The sequence below is a fragment of the Flavimobilis rhizosphaerae genome (assembly GCF_014852685.1).
GTDB lineage: Bacteria > Actinomycetota > Actinomycetes > Actinomycetales > Cellulomonadaceae > Flavimobilis > Flavimobilis rhizosphaerae.
In genome coordinates, this window is record NZ_JACZDF010000002.1 from 19,834 (window position 1) to 38,398 (window position 18,565).

The window sequence follows — 18,565 nt, forward strand, 5'->3', positions numbered from 1 at the left end:
GCCATCAATCCGTCGGGGAGCGGGGCGGGCTCGACAGGGGTGTGTCGCGGGGGCTGAGGACCTGGGCGACGATCGCCTCGATCGCGAACTCGGTGGTCTCGCCGAGCTCGACGGCTGTGGGGTCGAGGAGCCACTGGATCTGGAGGCCGTCCATGACGGCGAGGATCGACGCCGCGGCGCGGTCGACGGTCTCGGGCGCATCGATGCCTTCCTCGGCGCACATCACCCGGAACGCGTCGGCGACCTCGGCGCGCAGGTTGACGTAGCGCTCCTCGAAGAAGCTCCGGGCCGGGTGGTCGTCGGTGACGGCCTCGCTTGAGAGGACGGTGAAGGCCTGGACGATCCCGGCGCGCCGCGCGTTGAGGAACGCTGTCTTGACGAGGTGCCGGAAGAGGCCGGCGTCGCCGGGCATGTGGTGGGTGGGAAGGTCTTCGACATCCTCGAAGTCGCGGAACTTGAGGACCTCGAGGAGCAGTGCGCTCTTGGATCCGAAGTAGTGGAGCACGCCCGCGTGCGTCATGCCGACCTGCTCGGCGATGTCGCTCAGCGGCCCCTTGTACCCCTTGGCGCCGAACGTCGCGATGGCCGCGCGGAGGATCTCCTCGCGCCGTCGCGCCGTCTCGGGGCGGGGCTGGAGGGGCCTGCGGGCGGGCGGGGTGGCCATGGTGGAGCCCTTCTCGTTGTCGGGCGGAGCGCGGACCTCGGGGTCGTCAGGGGCGGCGCTGCCCATTGTCGTTGCCGAACTGTGACCCTGTCGACTTCCCATCTTACTTTCTCGACAGTAAGTTAAAGCCATCCACCATGGCAACGGCCCCGACGGAGGGGCTCGATCCACCACAGGAGCGACGATGAAGTCACCCATGAAGACCGCGGCAGCCCTTGCCGCGGCTGCAGCACTCCTCCTCGCCGGCTGCAGCGGCGGTAGCGGCAACGGCGGAGCCACCGGCGGCACGAACACCGGCGGCTCGAGCACCGGCGGCACGGGCAAGGGCACGGTGGCGCTCACCATCGCCAAGCCCGACGGCGCCATCACCACCGAGTCCCACAACCCGTACCTCGGCGACACCTCGGCCTCGATGTACGGCTACCGCCAGGTGATGTTCGAGACCATGGCGCTCGTCAACACGGCCGACAACTCGGTCGTCACCCCGCGACTCGCCTCGAGCGTCGAGTGGAACGACGACTACACCGAGCTCACGGTCACCGCCCGCGAGGGCGTCACGTGGCACGACGGCAAGCCCTTCACCATCGACGACATCGTCGGCACGTTCGACATGTACCTCGACGGACGCCTCACCGACTCGGCAGCGCTCAACTACCTCGGTGCCGACGTCGACGGCAGCACCGCAACCCTGAAGTTCAAGGACTCGAAGTTCGTCAAGCGCGGCTCCGTCCTCCACGTCCCGATCGTCCCCAAGCACATCTGGGACAACATCGACGACCCGTCGACCGCCCCGCTCACGGGCGAGGGCGAGGCGATCGGCACCGGCCCGTACACGCTCTCCTCATGGACCACGCAGGCCGTCACCCTCAAGGCCAACCCTGACTGGTGGGGCGGCGAGCTTGCCGTCCCCGAGCTCCACTACGTCTCCTACGGCGACAACGCGGCCCTCACCACCGCGCTCGCCACAGGCGACGCGGACTGGGCCCAGGCGTTCCTCCCGCAGATCCAGAAGTCCTTCCTCGAGGTTGACGACGCCAACCGCCAGCTCATCACACCCACGGCCGGCGCCGCGACCCTCTTCCTCAACCTCACCCGCAAGCCGTTCGACAACCCCGCGCTCCGCGAGGCGCTCGCCTGGACGATCGACCGGTCCGCATACGTCGACATCGCCCGTGAGGGTGCCTCGGCCGTCGTCGACTCCGTGACGGGCCTCGGCCCCTCGCTCCAGAAGGACGTCATCGACGAGTTCGCCGGTCAGGTCTACACGGTCGACATCGAGAAGGCCAAGACGATCCTCACGGACGCCGGGTACACCGGTGTCGGAACGGCCCTCGTCGACCCCGACGGCGAGAAGGTGACGTTCTCCGTCTCCGTGCCCGCCGGATGGTCCGACTGGAACACGGAGCAGGCGCTCCTCGCCGAGGAGCTCAAGCAGCTCGGCATCGAGGTCACCATCGACCAGCCCGACTGGGGCGGCTGGGACGAAGCTCGCCAGCAGGCGACGTTCGGCGCGATCATCCACTGGCTCGACGGTGAGGGCGCCTGGGGCGTCTACGACTCGATCATGGGCACCCGCTGGATCGACAAGGACAAGAACACCGCCCAGTTCAACTTCGGCCGGTACGACAACCCGGCGGTCGACGAGGCCCTCGCGGCCTACGCCACCGCCGACAGCGACGAGGCACGGCTCGCCGCGATGACGACGATCCAGAAGGCGTTCGTCAAGGACATCCCGGCGATCCCGCTCGGTGCGCACCCGCTCATCGGTCTCTTCAACGAGCGCAGCTACACGGGCTGGCCGACCGAGGACAACATGTACGCCTCGGCCGACCCGACCCAGGCTGAGATCACCATGGTCCTGCAGAACCTCAAGCCCGTCTCCTGACGGTTCACGACACGCAGCGGGTCGGCGTGGCCCCTCGGCCGCACCGGCCCGCTGCCCGTCGCGCGGACGACGACCCCCGGAAGGTGACCCCCGTGAAAGAACCACTGCTCTCGATACGCGACTTCTCCGTCGTGTACGAGGTCGAGCCGCCTGTCGAGGCGGTGAAGAACGTCTCCCTCACCCTCCGCCGTGGGGAGATCCTCGGGCTCGCCGGCGAGTCCGGGTGCGGCAAGACGACCCTCGCCTACGGCATCCAGCGACTCCTGCGCCCCCCGGCGACGATCCCCGGCGGGTCCGTCGTCTGGCACGACGCGGACGGCAGGGACGTCGACATCCTCGGCCTCTCGGCCGACGCGATGATGTCGTTCCGCTGGGACAAGATCTCCATGGTGTTCCAGGGGGCGATGAACGCGCTCAACCCGGTCGCGACGATCGGCGCCCAGCTCGCCGACGTCTTCGAGGTGCACCGCCCGCAGATGTCGAAGGCGCAGCGCACCGCCGCCGTCGTCGAGCTGCTCGAGATCGTCAAGGTCGGCGGTCAGCGCCTCAAGAGCTACCCGCACGAGCTCTCCGGCGGCATGCGGCAGCGCATCATGATCGCCATGGCGCTCGCGCTGCGCCCTCAGCTCGTCGTCATGGACGAGCCGACGACGGCGCTCGACGTGCTCGTCCAGCGCGAGATCCTCCGCGAGATCACGAGCCTGCGCGAGGCCTTCGGCTTCTCGGTCGTCTTCATCACGCACGACCTGCCGCTGCTCCTCGAGATCTCCGACCGCATCGCCATCATGAAGGACGGCGAGATCGTCGAGCAGGACACGGCCGAGAACATCTGGTTCCGCCCGCAGCACGAGTACACGCGCAAGCTCCTGTCGTCCTTCCCCCGTCTGACGGCCGAGAAGCAGGTGAACGAATGAGCACCCTCGAGGTCCGCAACGTCACGAAGACCTACCGTGTGCGTGGCGCCGGCGCGATCGACGCGCTCTCCGACGTGTCCTTCACGCTGACGACCGGGCAGTGCATCGGCATGGTCGGCCAGTCCGGCTCCGGCAAGTCGACCGTCGCGAAGATCCTCACGCAGATGGAGCGGCCCACGAAGGGCGAGGTGCTGCTCGACGGTGCCCCCGTCCCGTCGCGCGGGAAGGCGCTGCGCGCCTACCGGCAGCAGCTGCGGATGGTCTTCCAGGACCCGTTCGCCTCGCTCAACCCGTACCACTCGATCCGGCACCACGTGGAGCGCCCCCTCGCGCTGTCCGGGGTCGTGCCGCCCGACGAGATCGAGGCGGAGGTGCACCGCCTCCTCGAGAAGGTCCACCTCGACCCGTCGGTCGTCATCGACCGCCGTCCGCACGAGCTCTCCGGTGGCCAGCGCCAGCGCGTCGCAATCGCACGTGCGCTCGCTCCGCGGCCGACGCTGCTCGTCGCCGACGAGCCCGTCTCGATGCTCGACGTCTCGCTGCGCATGGGCGTGCTCAACCTGCTCGCCGAGATCCGGCGCGAGGACGGCCTCGGCGTCCTCTACATCACCCACGACCTCGCGACGGCGCGCTACTTCTCCGACGAGATCATCGTCCTCAACCAGGGACGCATCGTCGAGCACGGACCTGCCGACGACGTCATCCTGCGCCCGCAGGACCCGTACACCCGCGCTCTCCGTGGGGCCTCGCCCGACCCGGAGCGCTTCTTCGCTGCGCGCGCAGGAGGTGCGTCATGACCACGACCGACGTGACAGAGGTCGTCACGCAGGGCACCACCGCGACCCAGGCGGCCAAGGCGCGTGCCAAAGTCCCGTGGCGCTTCCTCGGCCAGCGCGCCGCCTTTTACCTCTTCACGCTGTGGGCGGCGCTCACCATCAACTTCTTCGTGCCGCGCATGATGAAGGGCGACGCCGTCGACAACTACCTCGCGCGCAACCGCGAGATCTCGCCCGAGGCCGCGGACGCCCTGCGGGCGCTCCTCGGCTTGGACTCCGACAAGTCGATGTGGGAGCAGTACGTCGACTACTTCGGGATGCTCCTGCGGGGCGACCTCGGTGTCTCGATCACCCACGGCCTCCAGCCGGTGAGCGGCGTCATCGCGACGGCCCTGCCGTGGACCGTCGGGCTCATCGGCCTCGCGACGCTCGCCGCCGTCGTGATCGGCACGGTCGGCGGCGCGTTCGTCGGATGGAAGCGAGGCTCCCGCCTCGACGTGCTCATCCCCATCACGACGTTCCTCTCGACCGTCCCGTACTTCTGGATCGGCCTCATGGCGATCTCGGTGTTCTCCGTGGGCCTCGGCTGGTTACCCATCGGCAAGGCCTACGGCGTCGGCCAGGAGCCAGGGTTCAACCTCGAGTTCATCCTCAACGTCATCGAGCACGGCACCCTGCCGCTCGCAACGATCGTCATCGCGTCGCTCGGCGGGTGGATGCTCGGCATGCGCAACATGATGCTCACCGTCCTCGACGAGGACTACATCACCGTCGCGCAGGCCAAGGGCATGCCGAACCGACGCGTCCTGTGGCGTTACGCCGCACGGAACGCGGTCCTCCCGCAGATCCAGTCGTTCGCCCTGTCGATCGGCTTCATCGTCGGCGGCGCGATCATCGTCGAGCAGGTCTTCTCCTACCCGGGCGTCGGCAAGATGCTCCTCGACGCGACGAACGCCAAGGACTACGCGCTCATGCAGGGCGGCTTCCTCGTCATCGTCCTCGCCGTCCTCGTCGCGAACATCGTCGCGGACCTCGTCTACGCGGTCCTCGACCCCCGTACCCGCCAGTCGGAGGCCTGACCGATGTCCACCACCTACCTCACCGTCCGGCAGCGCGCCTCGAAGCTCGGCTCGGCGTTCGCGATGTTCCGCAACGCGAAGTCGATCGCGGGCCTCGCGATCCTCATGGCGTTCGTCCTCGTCGCGATCTTCGCCGAGCAGCTTGCCCCGTTCTCTCCCACACAGATCAACCCGCGGGCGCGCCTGCAGCCGCCGTCGGCCGAGCACTGGCTCGGCACGACGCACCTCGGCGAGGACGTCCTCAGCCAGGTCATCTACGGCACGCGGGGCGTCGTCATCGTCGGGGCGCTCACCGCGCTCATCGCGATGACCATCGCGATCGTCGTCGGCGTCCTCGCCGGCTACCTCTCGGGCTGGCGGTCCGAGGCGCTCTCCGCGCTCGCGAACGTCTTCCTCGTCATCCCCGGCATCCCCATCCTCATCATCATCGCCTCGCAGTTCACCAACCCGCCGTTGTGGCTCATCGCCGCAGTCCTCGGACTCCTCGGCTGGGGGTGGGGTGCACGCGTCCTGAGGGCGCAGACGATGTCGCTGCGCAACCGTGACTTCGTCCAGGCGGCGAAGCTCAACGGTGAGCGGCTCCACCGGATCATCGGCGTCGAGATGCTGCCGAACCTCATGGCGATCATCGCCTCGTCGTTCGTCGGCTCGGTCACGGCGGCCATCCTCGGCCTCACGACCCTCTCGTACATCGGCGTCATCCCGGTGAACGCCTACAACTGGGGCACGATCCTCAACTGGGCGTCGGCCCAGGGAGCCTTCGTCCAGAACCAGTGGTGGTGGTACCTGCCGCCCGGCCTGTGCATCGCCGCGATCGGCGTGGCACTCGCACTGCTGAACTTCGGCATCGACGAGTACGTCAACCCGCGTCTGCGGTCGGCGGGCGAACGTGCCCGCGCCATGAAGAAGAAGGGGCTTGACGTCACCAACGCCGTGACGGTCGTCCGCGCCCACCAGACCTCGACGGAGAACCAGTGACCATGGAGCCCTACCTCAACCCCGATCTGCGGGTCGCCGACCGTGTCGCCGACCTCCTGGGCCGCATGACGGTCGAGGAGAAGGTCGGCCAGATGATGCAGCTCGACGCCCGCGACGGCGTCCGGGAGCACATCCTCGACAAGCACGTCGGCTCGATCCTCCACACCTCGCCCGAGCGCGTCCGGGAGGCGCACGACCTCACCGCGCAGACGCGGCTGAGGATCCCGCTGCTCGTCGGCGAGGACGTCATCCACGGCCACTCGTTCTACGAGGGCGCGACGATCTACCCGACGCAGCTCGGCATGGCTGCGTCCTGGGACGCGGAGCTCATCGAGCGCATGGCGCGCGCGACGGCCGTCGAGGCCGCAGCCACCGGCATGCACTGGACGTTCTCACCCGTGCTGTGCATCGCCCGTGACCTGCGCTGGGGCCGCGTCGACGAGACCTTCGGTGAGGACCCGTTCCTCATCGGTGAGCTCGCGTCCGCGATGGTCCGCGGCTACCAGGGAGAGGGCCTCACCGACGAGACCGCGATCCTCGCGACTGCCAAGCACTTCGCCGGATACTCCGAGACGCAGGGCGGGCGCGACGCGTCCGAGGCCGACATCTCGCGCCGCAAGCTGCGCTCGTGGTTCCTGCCGCCGTTCGAGCGGGTCGCGCGCGAGGGCTGCCGGACGTTCATGCTCGGCTACCAGACGACGGACGGCGTGCCGATCACGGTCAACGACTGGCTCCTCACCGACGTGCTGCGCGGCGAGTGGGACTACACCGGCATGCTCATCACCGACTGGGACAACGTCGGCCGCATGGTGTGGGAGCAGAAGGTCCAACCCGACCTCGCGCACGCGGCTGCGGCCGCCGTCAAGGCCGGCAACGACATGGTGATGACGACGCCCGGCTTCTACGAGGGGGCGCTCGACGCGATCGCACAGGGCCTGCTCGAGGAGAAGGACCTTGACGCGGCCGTCGCGCGCATCCTCACCCTGAAGTTCGAGCTCGGGCTGTTCGAGAACCCGCGGCGCCCGTCCGATGAGCGCATCGAGGCCGTCATCGGCTCGCACGCCGACCTCAACCTCGAGGTCGCGCGCAGGTCGCTCGTGCTCCTCGAGAACGACGGCACGCTCCCGCTCGCCGCGGACGCGCCCGCCCGCATCGCGGTCGTCGGCCCCCTCGCAGACGACGCGCAGACGCAGCTCGGAGACTGGGCCGGGTCGTCGGGGCAGGTCAACTGGCTGCCCGACGGCCACCCGCGCGAGATGATCACGACCGTCCTCGACGGGCTGCGGGCGCTCGCCCCCGCGGGCTCCGACGTCACGTACGTCCGGGGCGCGGACATCCTCGAGCTCGTCCCCAACCCCGCGGGTGCGACGTTCCCTGACGGGCAGCCGCGTCCGCCCGTCGTCGCGTCCGCACCGGTCGACGAGGCGGAGCTCGCCGCGGCGGTCGCTGCGGCCGAGGCGTCTGACGTCGTCGTCGCGGTCGTCGGCGACCGCATCGAGCTCGTCGGTGAGGGCCGCTCGACGGCGACGCTCGAGCTCATCGGAGGTCAGGTCGCGCTGCTCGACGCGGTCATCGCGACGGGCAAGCCCGTCGTCGTCGTGCTTCTTGCGAGCAAGCCGCTCGTCCTGCCGCCGTCGGTCGCGGACGCGGCTGCGGTCGTGTGGGCGGCGAGCCCGGGCATGCAGGGTGGGCGTGCGCTCGCTGAGATCGTCTACGGACTCACGGAGCCGTCGGGCCGCCTGCCGATCACGTTCGCGCGGCACGTCGGGCAGCAACCGACGTACTACAACCAGATCCGTGGCCAGCACGGTGACCGGTACGCGGACCTCACGCAGTCGCCTGCCTGGGCATTCGGCGAGGGCCTCTCGTATACGACGGTCGAGTACTCCGACCTCGTCGTCGAGACGCCCGTGGTGTCCGCGTCCGACGCCGTGCGGGCGCGGGTGACGCTCACGAACACCGGTGCGCGGCCGTCGCTCGAGACGGTCCAGGTGTACGTGTCCGACGTCGTCACGTCGGTGAGCTGGGCGGACAAGGAGCTCAAGGGCTACCGCCAGGTGTCGGTCGCTCCGGGAGAGTCCGTCGTCGTCGAGCTCGAGATCCCCGCGTCGGCGTGCACGATCGTCGACGCCGACGGCCGGCGGATCGTCGAGCCGGGCGCGTTCGAGCTGCTCGTCGGCCCGTCGTCGCGTGACGAGGTGCTGCTGCGTGCCGACTTCACGGTGAAGTAGCCCCCCACGTCAAGGCCCTCCCCCCAGCACCCCCGGCTGGCGGGAGGGCCTTGCTGTGTCCGACTCGTCGTGCTGGAGCCCGTCGGAGTGCGCCGGGGGCCTGCGAGTCGGGGAGGGGCGGGCCGTGCTCGACCGGCACGCTGCGCTTGCTGCACCCGCCGGGCAGAGCAAAAGACCCTCCGACCTCAGCGTTCCCGCTGGTCGGAGGGTCTTTCTGGTGGTCGGGGTGACAGGATTTGAACCTGCGACCTCTTCGTCCCGAACGAAGCGCGCTACCAAGCTGCGCCACACCCCGGTGGTCCGTCCGTGAACGAGCCTCGCCTATGCTATCCGACGCAGTGCCCCAACACGAAACCGGTGCAACTCTGCGGCTGACGAGCTGGTGGCCTCAGCGTGCGACGAGCGTGAGCATCGTCGCCGACGGCCGGCACGCGAACCGGAATGGCGTGTACGGGCTCGTCCCCACGCCGTTCGACACGTGCAGCCACGCCGAGTCGTGCCCGCCGAACTCGTCCGGGCGAGGGCCCGGCCAGCCGTGCAGGCCGCTCGCGCGCCCCCGGTCGAGGTCGCAGTTCGTCACGAGCGCCCCGAGGCCCGGGACGCACAGCTGCCCGCCGTGCGTGTGCCCCGCGATGATCGCCTCGGCGCCGTCGGCGCGCAGGGCGTCGAGAGCGCGCACGTAGGGCGCGTGGACGACCCCGAGGCGCAGGTCGGCGCCGTCGGTCACGGCCGCGTCCGGGGCTGGCAGGCGGTCACGTGCGATGTGCGGGTCGTCGAGCCCCACGAACGCGACCTCGAGGTCGCCGAGCCGCAGCCGCGCACGCGCGTTGTCGAGATCCAGCCAGCCCGCGTCCGTGAGGCGCGCTGCGAACGCCGCGGTCGGCAGGTCCGGCTCCCGCACGACGTTCGTCTGAGGGCGACGTGACGACGGCATGAGGTAGCGTGCCGGGCTCTTCGCGAGCGGCGAGAAGTAGTCGTTCGACCCCATGACGAAGACACCCGGGAAGGCCGTGAGCGGCGCGAGCGCAACCATGAGCGGCTCGAGCGCGTCGACGTGCGCAAAGTTGTCGCCCGTCGTGACGACGAGGTCCGGTTCGAGCTCTGCGAGCGACCGGACCCAGGCGATCTTGCGGTGCTGCGACGGCGTGAGGTGAAGGTCGGACGCGTGCAGGACCCGCAGCGGCGACGACCCCGGCGGCAGAACGGGCACGGTGACGTGCCGCACGGCGAACGCCTCGGCCTCGAGTCGGGCCCACGCGAGCGCGCCCGCCCCCGCGAGCGCCGTGAACCCGACGGCCTTGCGCAGATCAGTCATCGGTGTCGGTATTCCCTCGGCCCGGCCGCGAAGGTCGTTCCTTCTTCTTGTCCTTCTTCTTGTCCTTCTCGTCGTCCCCGTCGTCGTCCCCGTCGTCGTCCACGTCGGTCCGCACAGGCTCGCCGCTCGAGATGTTCAGGGTGATCGTCGAGCCCGCCGTCGTCGTGCCGGACGGGTTCGTGTTCGCGACGGTGCCGCGCGGGTAGGACGACGGCACCTGCGCCGGGTTGACGACGACCGAGAACCCTGCCTCGTTGAGGATTCTCGTCGCGTCCGCGACCGAGCGCCCGCCGACCCACGGGACGGGCACGCGCTCGCCGTAGATCGTCTTCGTCGTCGGGTCCGGGAAGGCCACGTTCGGCTTGCCCTCGAGGGCTCGGTCCATGAACCGCTTCCACGTCGGCGCGGCGAGCGTCGAGCCGTAGACGTACGAGTACGGGACACCGTTGATGCGGATGTACTGCATCGACGTGTCACGGTCGGGGTTGCCGATCCACACGGCGGTCGCGAGCTGGGGCGTGTAGCCGATGAACCACGTGTGACGGTTGAGCTGGGCCGTCCCCGTCTTGCCAGCGGCGACGCGACCGCCGGCGAGACGAGCGCGCGTCGCGCCACCCTCGGTGAGGACCTTCTGCAACGCGTACGTGACGCCGTTGGCGACCTCGGCGTCGAGCGTCGTCCGGCAGTTCGCCTGCGGCACGGGAAGTTCCTCGCCCGAAGCCGTGAGGATCTGCGTGATCGCGACCGGGTCGCAGTACGTGCCGCCCGACGCGAACGTCGCGTACGCGTTCGCCATCGCGAGCGGCGACGTGTTCTGGGTGCCGAGCGTCATCGACGGGGTGACCTCGACGCCGTTGTCGTCCGACGGCGGGTCGTCGCGCTCGAGCGCGAGCGACGGGCGGAACCCGGCGAGGTGCGCCGACTCGGCGACGCCGCACAGGTCGAGCTGGGACTCCATCGCGACGAACGCCGTGTTGACGGAGAACGCGGTCGCGCGCAGGACGCTCGTCTGCCCGCTCGCGCGACCGTCGGAGTTGCCCGGGCCGTACTCACCGACGTAGCGGTAGTTGTCGATGCACGACGCCCGCCACGTCGAGCCCGGCCACATCGTCTTCGTCGCGCTCACGGACGCATTGAGGGGCTTCCCCTCACGCAGCCACTCGGTGAGCGTGAACGCCTTGAACGTCGAACCCGCCTGGAACCCGCGCGAGCCACCGTGCTTCTGGTCGGTGTTGTAGTTGACCGACGTCTTGCCCGGGCCGACGGCCTCCGGGTCGGCGACGTACGTGCGGTTCTGCGCCATCGCGAGAATCTTGCCCGTGCCGGGCTCGACGACGGACATCGCGGTGCCGAGGCCCGAGGCGTCCTTCGTCGGGATCGTGTTACGCAGCTCCTTGTTCGCGATCTTCTGGAGGTCGAGGTCGATCGTCGTGTGGATCTCGAGGCCGCCGCGGTAGAGGAGATCGTCGCGCTCGGACTGCGTCGTGCCGAACGCCTCGTTGCTGAGGAGGACCTTCGTGACGTAGTCGCAGAAGTACGCGGCGCCGCCCGCAGCCTCGCAGTTGCGCTTCGTCGGCGTGATCTTCAGGGTGTCTGCGATCTTCAGCGCGCGGGCCTCGTCGTACTCGGCCTTGGTGATGTACCCCTGCGTGTACATCTCGCGGAGCACGATGTTGCGGCGGGCCTCAGCGTTCTCCGGGTTGCGCTCCGGGTCGTACTTCGCGGGGGCCTTCGTGATGCCGGCGATCGTCGCGGCCTGCACGGGCGTGAGCTCCGCGGCCGACGTGCCGAAGTAGTAGCTCGCGGCGGCCTCGACGCCGTAGACGGAGACGCCGAACTGGGCGATGTTGAGGTACGCCTCGAGAATCTCGAGCTTCGACATGCGGTCCTCGATCGCGATCGCGAGCTTCGCCTCACGGAGCTTGCGCTCGTTCGTGCCCTCGCGCGCGGCCGCGACACCGAGCTTGTCCCCCCGCCGGTTCGCCTCCTCGATGAGCACGTTCTTCACGTACTGCTGCGTGAGCGTCGACGCGCCCTGTTTGCTGCCCGTCGTCGCGTTGAGGACGAGCGCACGCGCCATGCCCTCGACGTCGACGCCGCCGTGCGCGAAGAAGCGCTTGTCCTCGATCGCGATGACGGCGTTCTGCATGGCCATGGAGATCTCGTCGAGGTCGACGACCGTGCGGTTCTCCGCGTAGAACGTCGCAAGCAGCTTGCCGTTCGCCGCATAGATGTGCGACGCCTGGGACGGTTCACCAGGCTCGAGTTCCGTCGGCAGCTCGTCGAAGAGTTTCGTCGCGGTGTTCGTCATCGCGCTCGCGCCCGCGGCGGCGGGCAGGACGAGGCCAGCCGTGAGCAGGCCGCCGACCCCGGCGAGGAGCACGAAGGTCACGAGAAGACCAAGAGCCTGGAGGACGGTGACCTGACGGGCGGCAGGGCGCGTGGCAGACATGCTTCCCAGGGTAGTGGTCCTGGCTGGGAGGACCCGGCCGGGACGGTGAGGATCGTGTGCACGACGCCCGTGCGGTGCATCACGGTGGACGCTGGCCGTCAGCCCGTGACCGTCGGGCGGGTGCGGGCTACGCTCCTCGCATGGTCACCACGTGGGAGTACGCAACCGTTCCTGTCCTCATCCACGCGACGAAGGCGATCCTCGACAACTGGGGCTCGGACGGCTGGGAGCTCGTCCAGATCGTCCCCGGGCCCGCGGGCAACGAGAACGTCGTCGCGTACTTCAAGCGCCCGACGGGCGAGAAGTGAGCGGGCGCGTCCTCGCGCGCCTCGCCGAGCTCGGCCTCGACCTGCCTCCGGTCGCGGCGCCGGTCGCGGCGTACGTGCCCGCGGTGCGGACGGGGAACCTCGTCCACACGTCGGGCCAGCTGCCGTTCGTCGACGGGGCGCTCTCCGTGACGGGCAAGGTCGGCACCGAGGAAGGTGACGTCGCGCCCGACGTCGCTGCGGGGCTCGCGCGCACGGCTGTGCTCAACGCGCTCGCGGCGGTCGCGGACCTCGTCGGCGACCTCGACAGCATCGTGCGGGTCGTCAAGGTCGTCGGGTTCGTCGCGTCGCGCCCGGACTTCACGGGGCAGCCCGCCGTCATCAACGGTGCGAGCACGTTCCTCGGTGAGCTGCTCGGCGACGCGGGGGTCCATGCGCGCTCCGCGGTCGGGGTCGCGGTCCTGCCGCTCGACTCGCCCGTCGAGGTCGAGCTCGTCGTCGAGGTCGCCTGACCCGAGCGCACACCTCCCGACGGATCGACGGCTTCTGCCCATCCGATAGTCGGAAGCCGTCAATCCGTCGGGAAGAGGCGACGGCAGGGGCGACGACGGGAGGGCGCCCACCTCGTGGTGGGCGCCCTCCCGGACGAACGGGCTCGCGTCGGCGAGCCAGCGGGGATCAGCGCGCGCGGCGCTCGAGCCGCGCGATATCGAGCAGCACGACCGCACGGCCCTCACGACGCACCCAGCCGCGCGCCGCGAAGTCGGCGAGCGCCTTGTTGACCGTCTCCCGCGACGCGCCGACGAGCTGCGCAAGCTCCTCCTGCGTGAGGTCGTGCGCGACACGGATGCCGTCGTCCGTCGGGTGACCGAACCGCGTCGAGAGGTCGAGAAGCGCCTTCGCGACACGCCCCGGGACGTCGGAGAACACGAGGTCCGCAAGGTTCTCGTTCGTGCGACGCAGACGACGCGCGAGCGCACCGAGGAGGAACTTCGACATGCCCGGGTGCGTCTGCAGCCAGCGGACGAGGTCCGCGTGCGAGAGCTCCTGGAGCGTCGTGTCCGCGACGGCCGTCGCCGTGAGCGTACGGGGCCCCGGGTCGAACAGCGAGAGCTCGCCGAACATCTCGCCCGGGCCGAGGACGGCCATGAGGTTCTCGCGGCCGTCCGACGAGCGGCGACCCAGCTTCACCTTGCCGTCGGAGATGACATAGAGCCTGTCGCCACGTTCACCCTCGTTGAACAGCGTCTCGCCGCGCGTGAGGTGGACAGGGGTGAGTGCGTCGAGAAGCGGCTGCGCCTCCTGCGGGTCGAGTCCCGCGAAGAGGGGAGCGGAGAGGATGACGGCGTCGTCCACGGTTCTGTCCCATCGGGTCGGTGTTGTGTGCCCCAACACACACCATCATGCCTCAGAACAGTGGCGACAGGCGCCCAGGGGCTCTTACGAGGTCGTCGGTGAGTCGCTGCACGAGCTGCTCGGTGACACGCTCGAGCTCCGAGCGCACCCGACGACCGTACTCCTGCACGTCGCTCTCGAGGTCACGCAGCTCTTCGATGTCGAGCACCGCGGACGCCGACAGGTCGCCGCGCACGAGCGTCGTCATGCGGACGTGGTCGGGCGGCGTGACGTCGGAGAGCGCGCCCGACGCGACGAGCCCCAGCCGGTCGGGGATGAGCGCAGCCGACACCGAGAGGTCGATGCGGGCGCGCAGGAGCCGACGCCAGTGCTGGACGCGGTTCATCTCCGCCCGGAGCGCACGACGGCGCGCCCGGAGGGACTCCGTGTCGTCCAGGAGCGGTCGGGTGCTCACTGCGGGGCCTCAGCCTTCGTCGTCTCGTCGTGGTGCTACGGCAAGTTCATCGGCCGTCAGGGCCCGCGCCTTGAGGATTCTGGCGAGACGACGCCTAGGATTCCGGCATGCCACGACCTGCGACCGGCCCGGACGTCTCGCGCACTGCGCTCGTGCGCCGCGCCCGTCGGATCGTGCGCGTCCTCGGCGTCGTGCACCCCGACGCACGCTGCGAGCTCGACTTCACGACGCCGCTCGAGCTGCTCGTCGCGACGGTCCTGTCCGCGCAGTCGACGGACGTCCGCGTCAACCAGGTGACGCCCGAGCTCTTCGTGGCATACCCCGACGCTCTCGCGTACGCGCAGGCCGACGTGACCGACGTCGAGGAGATCATCCGACCGACCGGCTTCCAGCGCGCCAAGGCGCGCTCCCTCGTCGGCATCGGTCAGGCGCTCGTCGAACGGCACGACGGTGAGGTGCCGGCGCGTCTCGAGGATCTCGTCACGCTCCCCGGGGTGGGCCGCAAGACTGCGAACGTCGTGCTCGGAGACGCGTTCGGCGTGCCGGGACTCACGGTCGACACGCACCTCGGCAGGCTCGCGCGCCGGCTTGGCTGGACCGACGAGGAGGACCCCGTCAAGGCCGAGACGGCCATCGGATCGCTCTTCGAGCGCAAGGACCTCACGCTCGTCTCGCACCGGCTCATCTTCCACGGGCGGCGCGTGTGCCACGCCCGGCGCCCTGCGTGCGGCGCGTGCGCGGTCGCGCGCTGGTGCCCGTCGGCAGGCGTCGGCGAGTCCGACCCTGACGTCGCGCGGACGCTCATCCGCGGCGAGATCGTCGACCCGGACGCCTGACCCGGGACCGCAGGTCCCGGAACGGGGCCGCTACAGGCGGCCGAGGTGCTCGAGCAGCAGCGCCGTGACCCGCTCGGGCGCCTCCTCGTGCGGGAAGTGCCCGACGCCGTCGATCATCTCGAAGCGGAAGTCGCGGCACAGCGCGGCAGCGTCGAGCTCGATGCCGTCCGCGCGCAGGAACGGATCCTGCGCACCGTGGACGAGCATCGTCGGCACCGCGATCGGACGCCGCACGACCGAGAGGAACCGCCGTCCGTCGATCCGCGGCGCGGACCGCACGATCCAGCGCAGCGGCTCGAGCGCGTTGTGCGCCGCGAACGGCACTTGCATCGCCGAGTCGTACGTCGCGAGCTCATCGCTGCTCCGCGCGACCACCGAGCCGTCGGCGACGATCCGGCCTGCCAGGCCGTCGCGCAGCTGCCGCTCCGGCACGGACGGCAGCTGGACGAGCGCGAGGTACCGCGCGACGTGTGGCGTGAGCACGGCGCGCAGGCGCCGGTGCATGCGCGCCGGGTGCGGGCACGCGAGCGCGACGACGGACTCCGTCACCGCAGGCTGCAGGCTCGGCATCGACCACGCGACGTGCGCTCCGAGCCCGTGCCCGACGATCGTCGCCGACGACGCACCGAGCGAGCGCACGACCCCCGCGACGTCGCGCGTGCGCGTGAGCACGTCGTAGCCGAGCGGCGGCTTGTCGGACGCTCCCGTGCCGCGCAGGTCGAGCGCGACCGCCCGGTACCCGGCCGCACCGAGCGCCTCGAGCTGGTGCCGCCACGTCCACCAGAACTGCGGGAACGAGTGGAGGAGGACGACGAGCGGACCGTCCTCGGGCCCGGCCTCCGCGACGTGGAAGCGGGTGCCGTTCGCCGAGACGAAGCCGTGGCGCCACGGCCCGTCGATGAGGACGGTGGAGAAGTCGGCGGTCACTGCGGTCCTTCGTGCGGGGCGGGGTCGGCCGGGGCCTGGGCGCGACGTGAGGAGGGCGGGTCGAAGCGGTAGCCGACGTTGCGGACGGTGCCGATGAGCTGCTCGTGCTCAGGGCCGAGCTTCGCGCGCAGGCGCCGCACGTGGACGTCGACCGTCCGCGTCCCACCGTAGTAGTCGTAACCCCAGACCTCCTGGAGGAGCTGCGCCCGCGTGAAGACACGGCCCGGGTGCGCGCCGAGGCACTTGAGGAGCTCGAACTCCTTGTACGTGAGGTCGATCGGCTCGCCGCGCACCTTGACGGTGTACCCGCTCGGGTCGATGACGAGGTCGCCCGACGAGATTTCCTCCGAGTCCGGGCCGGAGGCACCGCTCGCACGCGAACGCTCGACCGCGAGCCGCAGCCGCGCCTCGACCTCGGCGGGTGACGCCTGCTCGAGGAGCAGGTCGGTCGCGCCCCACTCGGCCGTGACGACGGTGAGCCCACCCTCGGACAGCACGAGCACGAGCGGCACGTCGAGCTCCGCCGCCGCGACGACCCTGCACATGCTGCGTGCGCCTGCGAGGTCGCGGCGCGCGTCGAGCAGCACGACGTCCGCGTCCTGCGTGGCGAGGAGCGCCGACGGCTCGGGCGGCGCGACGTGCACGCGGTGACCGAGGAGACCGAGTGCGGGAAGCACCTGGGACGACGCCTCCGCGGACGAGGTGAGCAGCAGAAGGTCCATCGACGTCCTCCCTCCTGCCAGTGTTCCTGCGGGTCCGAGCCTGAGATTACAGGTCGGCGCAGCCGATTCGGCGTGCTCGACCGATCTCTGGGAAGATCGACGAGGCTCGCGTCGTCGCCCGAAGGTCGGCGGAGCCGTGAGGCGCCGACCGGCGCCCCACGTCGAGACCCTCCCAGGACGTGCAGTGAGCAGATCGACCCGCGCCGTCGTGACGGCCGTGGCTGCCTCCCTCCTTGCAGCTGCGGCGTTCCTCGGTGCGACAGGCGTCTCTGGCGCGGTCGCCCTCCTCGTCGTCGTGCTCGCGATCGGCTGGCCGCGCCTGCTCGACCTCCCGTCGGGCGCAGGCTCGACGACGGTCCTCGCGCTCGTGGGCCTTGGTGGCGTCGCCGCGGTCGTCCTCGACGGCGGCACGCTCGGCACCCTGCCGTTCGTCGTTGCGTGCGGGCTCGTCCTCGCGTTCCTCGTCGAGATGCTGCGCCGTGACGGGCGCCCGCGGCTCGTCGAGTCCCTCACGGGGACGGTCGCCGGCCTCGTCGTCGCGGCGTGCGGCGCGGGCTGGACCGCCGTCGTCGAGCATGACGGCGGACCGGACCTCGTCGTCGTGAGCGCGGGCGCGCTCGCGGCCGCGAGCGTCGCCGCGGTGCTCGTCCCCTGGAAGGGCTGGTCGAGCGTCGGCGTCGCGGTCGCCGCAGGCGCCGCCGTGGGCACCGGAATCGCTGCGCTCGTTCCGGTGACGGCACTCGGCGAGGGCGTCGTCGTCGGTGCGTTCGCGGGCGTGCTGGCCGCATCCCTCCACGTGCTCCTCGAGAAGCTGCCTGCGTCGACGTCCCGTTGGGGCGGCGTCGCGAGCGCCGTCGTGCCGGTCCTCGTGCTTGGCGTCGTCGCGTACGTCGTCGGCGACCTCCTCGGCGCCCTGTAGTTGCGCTCGGTGCCGCGGCGGCCGCGGCCCGTGGACGAGCCCGGCGGCGCCTTGCGCCGGCGGCTAGGATCAGGGCATGAATATCGAGCTGCTTGAGGGTGTGTTCATCGGCCTGCTGGTCGCCGCAACCGTGACCATCACGTGGTTCGCGGGCTTCGTCGTCTTCCGGCTCTACAAGGGACAGCGCTGAGCCGGGCGCCGGCGACGCAGCCGGCGCCTCGCCCAGCCCCATCCCATCGATCTGCACCGGAGATTCACCGTGGCCTTCGCCTTCCCTGACGGACTCGCCCCCGAGGCCTACCCGCTCGCCTGGCTCGTCGGCCGCTGGAGCGGCGCGGGCGTCATCAAGTACCCGGACATCCCGGAAGCCGCGTTCGTCCAGGACGTGACGTTCGACCACGACGGCGGCCCGTACCTCCGCTACGAGTCGACGATCCGCCTGCCCGCGGCCGACGACGAGTCCGAGCCGACCGTGTGGTCGACCGAGACGGGCTACTGGCGCGTGGCCCCCGAGCCCTTCGAGGGCATCGGCGAGGGCCAGACGTCGCTCGAGGTCCTCCTCGCCGACCCGGCGGGACGCGTGAGCGTTTACCTCGGTGTCATCGGCAACGGCCGCGTCGACCTCGGTTCCGACTTCATCGCGCGCACCGGCACAGGTGCGGACGTCACGGCGTCCAAGCGTATGTACGGACTCGTCGAAGGTCGCCTCCTGTGGGCGTGGGACCTCGCCGCGTTCGGCAAGCCGCTGCAGAACTACGCGTCGGCCGAGCTCGACCGCGTCACGGAGTGAC

At 70.3% G+C, this 18,565-nt stretch carries 18 protein-coding genes and 1 tRNA gene; 11 read left to right on the forward strand and 8 right to left on the reverse strand.

Annotation, left to right across the window (positions count from 1 at the left end):
- Window positions 1-4 precede the first annotated feature (4 nt).
- Window positions 5-664, reverse strand: coding sequence for a TetR/AcrR family transcriptional regulator (locus IGS67_RS03420; protein WP_192277944.1), 660 nt, complete (start codon window positions 662-664; stop codon window positions 5-7).
- Window positions 665-848: 184 nt separating this feature from the next.
- On the opposite strand from IGS67_RS03420, the gene IGS67_RS03425 reads away from it, so the two are divergent.
- The 6 genes from IGS67_RS03425 to IGS67_RS03450 all read left to right on the forward strand — a co-directional run bounded on the left by IGS67_RS03425 (window position 849) and on the right by IGS67_RS03450 (window position 8,527).
- Window positions 849-2,549: an ABC transporter substrate-binding protein gene (locus IGS67_RS03425; RefSeq protein ID WP_235977722.1), complete on the forward strand. Its 1,701-nt coding sequence runs from the start codon at window positions 849-851 to the stop codon at window positions 2,547-2,549.
- Between the two features lie 92 nt (window positions 2,550-2,641).
- On the forward strand, window positions 2,642-3,463 hold the full coding sequence (locus tag IGS67_RS03430) for an ABC transporter ATP-binding protein (protein ID WP_192277946.1): 822 nt from the start codon (window positions 2,642-2,644) through the stop codon (window positions 3,461-3,463).
- Window positions 3,460-4,260 (forward strand): ABC transporter ATP-binding protein, encoded by an 801-nt coding sequence (locus tag IGS67_RS03435; RefSeq protein WP_192277948.1) that lies wholly within the window; start codon window positions 3,460-3,462, stop codon window positions 4,258-4,260. The genes IGS67_RS03430 and IGS67_RS03435 overlap by 4 nt, the downstream gene beginning before the upstream one ends.
- Entirely contained in the window at window positions 4,257-5,318 is a 1,062-nt protein-coding gene (locus IGS67_RS03440; RefSeq protein WP_192277950.1) for an ABC transporter permease, read from the forward strand. The genes IGS67_RS03435 and IGS67_RS03440 overlap by 4 nt, the downstream gene beginning before the upstream one ends.
- Before the next feature lie 3 nt (window positions 5,319-5,321).
- Window positions 5,322-6,296, forward strand: a complete 975-nt coding sequence (locus tag IGS67_RS03445; protein ID WP_192277952.1) for an ABC transporter permease — start codon at window positions 5,322-5,324, stop codon at window positions 6,294-6,296.
- Window positions 6,297-6,298: 2 nt separating this feature from the next.
- Window positions 6,299-8,527, forward strand: a complete 2,229-nt coding sequence (locus IGS67_RS03450; RefSeq protein WP_192278869.1) for an exo-beta-d-1,3/1,6-glucosidase — start codon at window positions 6,299-6,301, stop codon at window positions 8,525-8,527.
- Window positions 8,528-8,745: 218 nt separating this feature from the next.
- Here IGS67_RS03450 and IGS67_RS03455 read toward each other — a convergent pair.
- The 3 genes from IGS67_RS03455 to IGS67_RS03465 all read right to left on the reverse strand — a co-directional run bounded on the left by IGS67_RS03455 (window position 8,746) and on the right by IGS67_RS03465 (window position 12,294).
- Window positions 8,746-8,822, reverse strand: a tRNA-Pro gene (locus tag IGS67_RS03455).
- 93 nt (window positions 8,823-8,915) lie between these two features.
- Window positions 8,916-9,842 (reverse strand): metallophosphoesterase, encoded by a 927-nt coding sequence (locus IGS67_RS03460; RefSeq protein WP_192277954.1) that lies wholly within the window; start codon window positions 9,840-9,842, stop codon window positions 8,916-8,918.
- Complete coding sequence (locus IGS67_RS03465) at window positions 9,835-12,294, reverse strand: penicillin-binding protein (RefSeq protein ID WP_192277956.1); 2,460 nt, start codon at window positions 12,292-12,294, stop codon at window positions 9,835-9,837. The genes IGS67_RS03460 and IGS67_RS03465 overlap by 8 nt, the downstream gene beginning before the upstream one ends.
- A gap of 140 nt (window positions 12,295-12,434) precedes the next feature.
- Here IGS67_RS03465 and IGS67_RS03470 point away from each other — a divergent pair, with 140 nt between their 5' ends.
- Both IGS67_RS03470 and IGS67_RS03475 read left to right on the forward strand, forming a co-directional pair.
- A complete protein-coding gene (locus tag IGS67_RS03470) occupies window positions 12,435-12,602 on the forward strand; it encodes a DUF4177 domain-containing protein (protein ID WP_102510598.1) in 168 nt (55 codons plus the stop codon).
- Window positions 12,599-13,072: a RidA family protein gene (locus tag IGS67_RS03475; RefSeq protein WP_192277958.1), complete on the forward strand. Its 474-nt coding sequence runs from the start codon at window positions 12,599-12,601 to the stop codon at window positions 13,070-13,072. The genes IGS67_RS03470 and IGS67_RS03475 overlap by 4 nt, the downstream gene beginning before the upstream one ends.
- A gap of 166 nt (window positions 13,073-13,238) precedes the next feature.
- On the opposite strand, the gene IGS67_RS03480 is transcribed toward IGS67_RS03475, so the two are convergent.
- On the reverse strand, window positions 13,239-13,916 hold the full coding sequence (locus IGS67_RS03480; RefSeq protein ID WP_102509550.1) for a Crp/Fnr family transcriptional regulator: 678 nt from the start codon (window positions 13,914-13,916) through the stop codon (window positions 13,239-13,241).
- A 52-nt stretch (window positions 13,917-13,968) separates the two neighbouring features.
- On the reverse strand, window positions 13,969-14,370 hold the full coding sequence (locus tag IGS67_RS03485; protein WP_192277960.1) for a hypothetical protein: 402 nt from the start codon (window positions 14,368-14,370) through the stop codon (window positions 13,969-13,971).
- Between the two features lie 107 nt (window positions 14,371-14,477).
- Here IGS67_RS03485 and nth point away from each other — a divergent pair, with 107 nt between their 5' ends.
- Window positions 14,478-15,206, forward strand: coding sequence for an endonuclease III (gene nth / locus IGS67_RS03490; protein WP_192277962.1), 729 nt, complete (start codon window positions 14,478-14,480; stop codon window positions 15,204-15,206).
- A 30-nt stretch (window positions 15,207-15,236) separates the two neighbouring features.
- Here nth and IGS67_RS03495 read toward each other — a convergent pair whose 3' ends face one another.
- The gene (locus IGS67_RS03495; protein WP_192277964.1) at window positions 15,237-16,133 is read right to left on the reverse strand and encodes an alpha/beta fold hydrolase; all 897 of its coding nucleotides are present in this window, start codon (window positions 16,131-16,133) and stop codon (window positions 15,237-15,239) included.
- Entirely contained in the window at window positions 16,130-16,855 is a 726-nt protein-coding gene (locus IGS67_RS03500; protein WP_102509546.1) for a response regulator transcription factor, read from the reverse strand. The genes IGS67_RS03495 and IGS67_RS03500 overlap by 4 nt, the downstream gene beginning before the upstream one ends.
- Before the next feature lie 184 nt (window positions 16,856-17,039).
- Here IGS67_RS03500 and IGS67_RS03505 point away from each other — a divergent pair, with 184 nt between their 5' ends.
- Both IGS67_RS03505 and IGS67_RS03510 read left to right on the forward strand, forming a co-directional pair.
- Window positions 17,040-17,774 (forward strand): hypothetical protein, encoded by a 735-nt coding sequence (locus IGS67_RS03505; RefSeq protein WP_192277966.1) that lies wholly within the window; start codon window positions 17,040-17,042, stop codon window positions 17,772-17,774.
- Between the two features lie 259 nt (window positions 17,775-18,033).
- Entirely contained in the window at window positions 18,034-18,564 is a 531-nt protein-coding gene (locus IGS67_RS03510; protein WP_192277968.1) for an FABP family protein, read from the forward strand.
- Window position 18,565 lies beyond the last annotated feature (1 nt).